Origin of the sequence: Nonomuraea sp. NPDC050783, assembly GCF_040802095.1 — a bacterium.
In the GTDB taxonomy this organism is placed as follows: domain Bacteria; phylum Actinomycetota; class Actinomycetes; order Streptosporangiales; family Streptosporangiaceae; genus Nonomuraea.
Map to the genome: position 1 here is coordinate 103,804 of NZ_JBFAHK010000026.1, position 7,326 is coordinate 111,129.

At 75.3% G+C, this 7,326-nt stretch carries 3 protein-coding genes; all 3 read right to left on the reverse strand.

Translation table 11 applies throughout. From position 1 onward, the window contains the following. Positions 1-43 precede the first annotated feature (43 nt). Positions 44-3,928, reverse strand: a complete 3,885-nt coding sequence (locus AB0H75_RS42890; RefSeq protein WP_367806385.1) for an amino acid adenylation domain-containing protein — start codon at positions 3,926-3,928, stop codon at positions 44-46. Positions 3,929-3,953: 25 nt separating this feature from the next. Next, entirely contained in the window at positions 3,954-5,282 is a 1,329-nt protein-coding gene (locus AB0H75_RS42895; protein WP_367806389.1) for an MFS transporter, read from the reverse strand. A gap of 22 nt (positions 5,283-5,304) precedes the next feature. Then, the coding region (locus AB0H75_RS42900) for a condensation domain-containing protein (protein ID WP_367806391.1) at positions 5,305-7,326 on the reverse strand (2,022 nt) is incomplete at its 5' end.

The following is a 7,326-nucleotide window of genomic DNA, read 5'->3' on the forward strand; positions in this document are numbered from 1 at the left end:
TCTGTCCTCATTTCGTATCCGGTGAAGGCGTTCGTCTCCTGCGTCATGCGCCTAACTCCCGCCCGATCAGCTCGGCGAGCTCGGTGACCGCAGGCTGTCGCAGGATGCCGTGGTGGGTCGCCGCCACCGAGGCGAGGCCGAGCTCCGGACCGACCACCGGTCCCCAGCCCCGCGTACGGTCCGGCTCCGGCGGCTCGCCGGCCGGCTCGGCCCGCACCAGCAGCACCGGGAAGTCGGGCCGGTCGAGTCCTTCGCGCCGCTGCGCGAAGTGGTGGTCCAGGGCGGCCAGGCTGTTCGCGAAGACGTCCAGCAGGCTCCGCAGCTCCGGCACACCGGCGTCCGGGCGCAGCCGCCCGGCACGCCGCATGGCCTCCAGCAGCTCCCGGTCGCCGAGCGGACCGGGCGGCAGGTCCAGCTCGTGGTGGAGGGCGAAGCGGCGGACGAGGTGATCGGCGGGCCGCCGCGCCAGGGCGCCGTCCTCGCCGTCGGGCACGGGCCCGTCGCCGCCGTCAGGGACGGCCCCGTCGATGATGACCACCCGGGCCACCTCGCGCCCGGACCGGCGCAGCGCCTGGGCCGTGGCGTAGGCCATGACCCCGCCGAGACACCAGCCGACGATCACCGGCGCGGCGTCACCGGCGGCGGCCGCGATGGTGGCCGCGTACTCCTCGGCCGTGGCCGTGAAGCCCTGCCGTGGCGGCCCGCCGTGCAGCTCCCCGGCCTCGACGCCGAAGACCGGCCGGTCCGCCGGCAGCGCGCGGGACAGCTCCCAGTAGCTCAGCGTGCTGCCGCTGCCCGGGTGGACGCAGAAGATCGGGGCCCCGCCCCGCGGCTCACGGGCAGCGCGCAGCGGGACCAGGTTCGAGTCCTGGGCCCCGCTCTCGCGCACCAGCGCCGCCATCGCCGCGACGGTCGGCGCGCTGAACGCCGCGGACATCGGCAGGCGGCAGCCGAAGGCGTTGTTGATCCGGGCGACGAGCTTGATCGCCCGCAGCGACTGCCCGCCGAGCGCGAAGAAGTCGGCGTCCGGGGACGAGACGTCCTGGTCGAGGACCGAGGACCAGATCGCCAGCAGGCGCAGCTCCACCGAGTCCCGCGGCCGGCCGGCCCGGTCCTCCGCCGGCCCGACCGGGGCCAGAGCCCGGCGGTCGAGCTTGCCGTTGCCGGTCAGCGGAAGCCGCTCCAGCACCTGCCAGCCGGTCGGCACCAGAGCGGCCGGCAGCAGGTCGCCGGCGGCCGCCCGTACCCGCTCGATCGAGGGTGCCTGTGCCCCGGCGGCGCCGACGAGGTAGGCGTCGAGGTGCGTCACCAGGCCGTGGTCGTCCGTGCGTGCCACGACGGCCGCGGCGGCGACCCCGGGCTGCGCGGCGAGCAGCGCCTCGATCTCGCCGGTCTGGACGCGGTATCCCCGCAGCTTCACCTGGTCGTCGATCCGGCCGAGGATCTCCACGCCCGCGCCGGGCACCAGACGCCCGAGGTCGCCGGTCCGGTAGCCGTCCGCGGTGCCGGCGTCGCCGAAGCCCGGCAGCCCTGCGCGCAGCCGCGCGAGGTAGCCGAGCCCCACGCCGGGTCCGCTGATCACCACCTCGCCGGGGCACCAGGGCGGCAGCGGGGCGCCCGCCTCGTCCACCACCGTCAGGGTGTTGGCTCCCAGGCCGTCGCCCACCGGGATCGAGGGGCAGCGTTCGTCGAACGCGTCGTCCGCCGCGACGCACGAGGCGCCTACCGTCGTCTCGGTCGGGCCGTAGTGGTTGTACACGCGCAGTGACGGCGCGATCTGCCGCAGCCGCTCGTACAGCGGGCGCGGCAGCAGCTCCCCGCCGAGCACGAGCGCCTCGTGCGGGAGCAGCGCGAGCGGGTCGGCCGCCTCGGCCAGCAGCGCCGCCAGGTGCGAGGGGACCAGCTTCATCGCGGCCGCGGGATTCGCCTGGAGCCACTCGGCGAGAGCGGCGGGGCTGGTGGCGGTCTCGGCCGGGATGAGCTGGACGCAGCCGCCGCTCGCCAGGGTCGGGAAGACCGCGGTGTAGGCGAGGTCCGCGGAGAGGGTGGAGACCGCCGCGAACTCGGCGCCGTCGGGCAGGCCGAGCGTCCCGCCGATGGCCGCGGCGTAGTGCGCCACCTGCTCATGGCCGATGACCACGCCCTTCGGCACCCCCGAGGTGCCCGAGGTGAAGATCACGTAGGCCGCGCCCGCCGCCCCGGCGCCGCCCGGCGCCGGGGGCTCGGAGCCGACGACCGCGTCGGCGGTCGGGACCGTGCGGACGGAGGTGCCCGGGTCGGGCGTCCGGCCGGGGGTGAGCAGCAGCGCGGGGCCGGCCTCGCGGAGGATCGTCTCGATCCGCTGCCGTGGCCACGTGGGGTCGATGGGGACGAACGCCGCGCCGGCGAGCCAGATCCCGAGCATCGCGACGACCGTCTCCGCCGAGGCCGGGGCGAGCAGCGCGACCCGCTGCCCGGCCGGCACCCCGTGCTCGCGCAGCAGGCGCGCCACCGCGTCCGCGCGCAGCGCCGCGTCCCGGTAGGACAGGACGGTCTCGCCGCAGCGCAGCGCCGGCCGCTCGGGAACGCGGCCGGCCTGCTCAAGGAACCGTTCGAGCACCGGGGCGTGCCGCGCGGACGGCCCTACAGCCGCGACCGGCGCGGGCGGCACGACCGGCACGACCGGCACGACCGGCACGACCGGCGCGGGCGGCGCGGGCGGCGCGGCCGGCACGGGCGGCGCGGTGAGTCGCAGGGTGCCTACGACGCGCTCCGCGTTCCCGGCCAGCGCATCGGCCAGTTGGTGCCCGAAGGCTTGCGCGACGATGTCCAGGTCGGCCCGCGCGATCCGCCCGGCCGCGCCGGCGAAGGTCAGGCGCAGGCTCCGCGGCCCGCGGAGGCAGTCGAGGTGCAGCGGGCCGGGAGCTCCGTCCACCGGCGTGGGGGCCGAGAACTGATCGGCCCACCGGTCCTCGCGGTACCGGTAGGAGAGCTCACCACCGCCCGAAGCGAGGTCCGAGGCCGCGTTCCCCGGGTCCACCTGGTTCTCCATCGCCGCGACGGAGCGCAGCGCGGCCTGCGCCGCCCCCAGCGCCTCGGCGACCGGGGTGTCCGGGGCGAGCTCCAGCCGTACCGGCACCGGACGCTCCAGCAGGCCGAGCACGTCCTCCATGCCTTCGGTGGACCGCCCGTCGGCCAGCACCACGACCCGGTCGTCGGCGTCGCGGCGGAAACGTCCGTACAGCGCGCGCCAGAGGGCCAGCAGCAGCGCCGCCTCGCTCACGCCGCAGCGCTCGGCGAGCGCGTCCAGCCGCTCCAGCTCCGCTCCCTCGACGACGGCCGAGACACTCGCCGGCGGCCCGCCGGCCTCGTTCCCGGAGCCGGCGGGCCTGAGGAAGGGCAGTGCCGAGGACGGCTCCGGCGGTCGCCGCGCCGTCCCGCCGGCCGGCTCCGGCCGCGCCGACTGCTCCAGGACCTCGCCGAGCCAGGCGGCGACGTCGGCGTACTGCAGCACCTCTCCCCCGCCCGCGGCGCCACCGGCCCCGTCCTCCAGCAGGAGGCCGGCGAGCCGGCTCCAGGACGCGTCGTCGACGCTCAGCCGCGGCAGGGTGAGGACCAGCCGCGTGCCGTCCGGGCGGAGCTCGTGCTCGACGGTCAGCGCGCCGGCCCGGAGCACGGCGGGTCCCGTCTCCGGCCGCTCGATCGTGACGGGACCCGCCGGATCCACCACCTGGACGAGCGTGCGCAGCCCCGCGATCCCGGTGTACCGCGTGCGCAGGATCTCGTGCGCCTCGACCGCCGCCGCGATCCGGGTCTCCAGGTCGGGCAGCGGGATGCGCGCGGCGGTGTGGACCGTGCGCACCGCCGTGCCGCCGGCCTCGCCCGACCGGGCGAGTTGTTGCGGAGCGAGCTGGTAGCCCTCCTCCTGCCAGGTCTCGGCGCTCGTCATCGTCCGTCCCCCCGGGATGTCGTTGTCATGAGGTCTGCTGCTGAATGGTCAGGTCGGCGTCCGGCACGGCGTTCGAGCCGGGGTCGGCGGACACCTCGTGGAGGCGGCGCACCCTGCGCACCGGCGAGAACAGCAGGACCGTGGCGACCATGAGCGTGCCGCCGGCGGCCACCAGGATGGTCGTCCGCAGCCCGGCCGCGGAGCCCAGCGCGCCGCCGAGCAGGGACCCGATCGAGAACGCTCCCAGGACACCGGTGCGCGCCGTGGCGGTGACCCGCCCGAGCAGCTCGTCCGGGGTGCAGATCTGCCGGAAGCTGACCACGTTCACGTTGAAGACCGGGATGCCGAACTGGACCACGAAGGAGCCGGCCGCCACCGCGGCGACGGCCGCGGGCGAGTGGCCGGTCACGGCCGCCAGGACGAGGTAACCCACCACGGGCAGCGCCATCGCCATGATGATCATCGGGCCGACGCCGAACCATCCGGTCAGCCGGTCCGTGAGGAGGGCGCCGAGCAGCGCGCCGCCGCTGCCGACCGCGACGATCAGGCCGACCTGCGCCGGGCCCATGCCCACGTGGACCAGGTAGAGGAAGAACACCGACATCAGGGCGCCGGAGAACAGGTTGACGGTCACCGCCGCCGTGGTGGGCCAGCGCAACATCGGGTGCCGCCCGATCGCGGCGAACCCCTCGCGGATCGAGGCGCGGATCGAGGCGGCGCGCGTGCCGGTCCGCGGCTCCGGCGTCCTGTCGGCCGGCAGTCCCGCCACCGCGACGAAGGACAGGACGTAGCTGACCGCGTCCACCAGGATCGCCGCCGGCGCGCCGATCGCGCTGATCAGCACGCCGGCCGCACCCGGCCCGGCGACCTGCGCCGCCGAGTCGGACACCTGCATCTTGCCGTTCGCCTCCGGGAGCCGGTCCCTGCCGATCAGCCCGGGCGTGTACGACTGGAGCGCGAGGTCGAAGAAGACCGTCATGGTGCCGACGACGAAGACCACGGCGAACAGCTGGCCGATGTCCAGCACGCCGAGGGCGTGCGCGATCGGGATCCAGGCCAGGGCCAGGGCACGCACGACATCGGCGGCGATCATCACCGGACGGCGGGCCTGGCGGTCCACCCGCACGCCGACGAACAGGCCGAACAGCAGGAACGGCAGCGTTTCGAGGGCACCGAGCAGGCCGGCTTCCAGGGGCGTCGCGTCGAGCAGCAGCACGGCGGTCAGCGGCACCGCGACGTAAGTGATCTGGGTGCCGAACAACGAGCCTGTCTGGCTGGTGAACAGCAACACGAAGTTGCGCTGCCGGAAGAGGGACGGCGGCTTCGCCCCCGCACTCGTGGTGCTCTTGCTCACGTTCGCTCAACCTTCCGGGGATTCAGGGGTTCCATCGGTCCGCTGGTGCTCTGGCGGCGGGCTGTCCCAGCGGCAGGTGTGATCCGGTGAGGACCCGCCGCTTCCCGGCGCCGGGCCGTGGCGGGCCGCCGGGGTCGGCGCCCCGGCGGTCCGGCTCGGGGACGTCGCCGGGCCCGACAGGCCGGTCGAGGTCCGCGGTCAGCCGGTCGAGCAGCGAACCGAAGCGGTCCACCAGGGTCTGGACCGTGTCGTGGTCGAACAGGTCGGTGGCGTACTCGACGACCCCGTCGATCCCGGCGGGCCGGCCGTCGGGATCGTACGATCCGCCCAGCAGGAAGTTCAGGTCGAACTTGGCCGAGATCCGGCCCGGGATCTCGACCGTGCCGACCCGCAGCCCCGGCAGGTCGAAGGAGGCCCCGGCGTTGGTGTCGAAGGACAACATGACCTGGAACAGCGGGTGGCGGCCCAGAGACCGGGGCGGGTCCAGGATCTCCACCAGACGCTCGAACGGCAGGTCCTGGTTCTCGAACGCCGCCAGGTCCGTCTCCCGGATCCGGGCCAGCAGCTCCCGGAACGTCGGGTCCCCCGACACGTCGGTGCGCAGCACCAGCACGTTGATGAAGAATCCGACCAGGTCGTCCAGCGCCTGGTCGGTGCGCCCGGCCACCGCCGTGCCCAACGGGACGTCCGTCCCGGCGCCCGACCGGGACAGGAGCACCGCCAGCGCCGCCTGCACCACCATGAAAGGGGTCACGCCCGAACGGCGCGCGACTTCCTCGATCCGCTCGTGCACCTCCGCGCCGATCGCCACGGGTACCTCGGCGCCGCGGTGGCTGGCCGCCGAGGGACGGAGCCGGCCGAACGACAGCGCCAGCTCCTCCGGCAGGCCCGCCAGCGCGTCCCGCCAGTACGCGGACTGCCGGGCCGTCAGGCTGCCCGGATCGTCCTCCGCCCCCAGCAGCTCCCGCTGCCACAAGGCGTAGTCGGCGTACTGGACCGGCAGCTTGTCCCACTCGGGCTCCGCCCCGGCCGCCCGCGCCCTGTAGGCGGTGTTGAGGTCGCGGGCCAGCGGCCCCACCGACCAGCCGTCGCACGCGATGTGGTGCATCAGCATCACCAGCACGTGCTCATCCGGCTCCACCGAGAACCCCCGCAGCAGCACCGGGATCTCGGACTCCAGGTCGAACACGTGCCGGGCGGTCTCGGCCACCAGCGCCTCGACGTGCCCGGCGCCGGCGTCTTCCCACGCCAGCGGCAGCACGACCTCGCCGGCGGGCACGATCCGTTGCCGTGGCTCGCCCTCGACCGCCGGGAAGACGGTGCGCAGCGTCTCGTGCCGCCGCACCACGTCGTGGAGCGCCGCCGCCAGGGCGGCCCGGTCCAGCGCCCCGGACAGGCGCAGGACCAGCGGCATGTTGTAGGCCGTGCTCGTCCCCGCCAGCTGCCCGGTGATCCAGATCCGCTGCTGGGCGAAGGACAACGGCATCGGGTCGGGGCGGGTGGCGGCGGTCAGCGCGGGGCGGGCCGGCTGGGCCGCGTCCAGCGCGCCGGCCAGGGCGGCGACGGTGGGGGCCTCGAACAGGGTACGGATGCCGATGTCCACCCCGAGGACTGCGCGGATGCGGGCGGTCAGGCGGGTGGCCAGCAGGGAGTGCCCGCCGAGTTCGAAGAAGTTGTCGTCCACGCCTGCCTCGGGCAGGCCCAGCACCTCGGCGAACGCGGCGCACAGCAGTTCCTCGGCCCGGGTGGCCGGAGCGCGGTGGGTGGAGACGGCCGCGTAGTCGGGGGCCGGCAGGGCCCGGCGGTCCAGCTTCCCGTTGCCGGTCAACGGCATCCGGTCCAGGACGACGACAGCCGCCGGGACCATGTACTCCGGAAGCAGCGTGGCGGCGTGCCCGCGCAGGAGTCCCGGCAACCGCGCGAGGTCCTCCTCACCGAGGCCGGGCACCGGCACCACGTAGCCGACCAGCCGCTTGTCGCCGGGAACGTCCTCGCGGGCGCAGACCGCGGTGTGGGCGACGTCCGGATGACCGGCCAGTGCCGC

What these genes read in the sequence shown, in the direction of transcription:
- AB0H75_RS42890 (WP_367806385.1), bottom strand. Translation starts at nt 3,928, where the DNA reads ATGACGAGCGCCGAGACCTGGCAGGAGGAGGGCTACCAGCTCGCTCCG.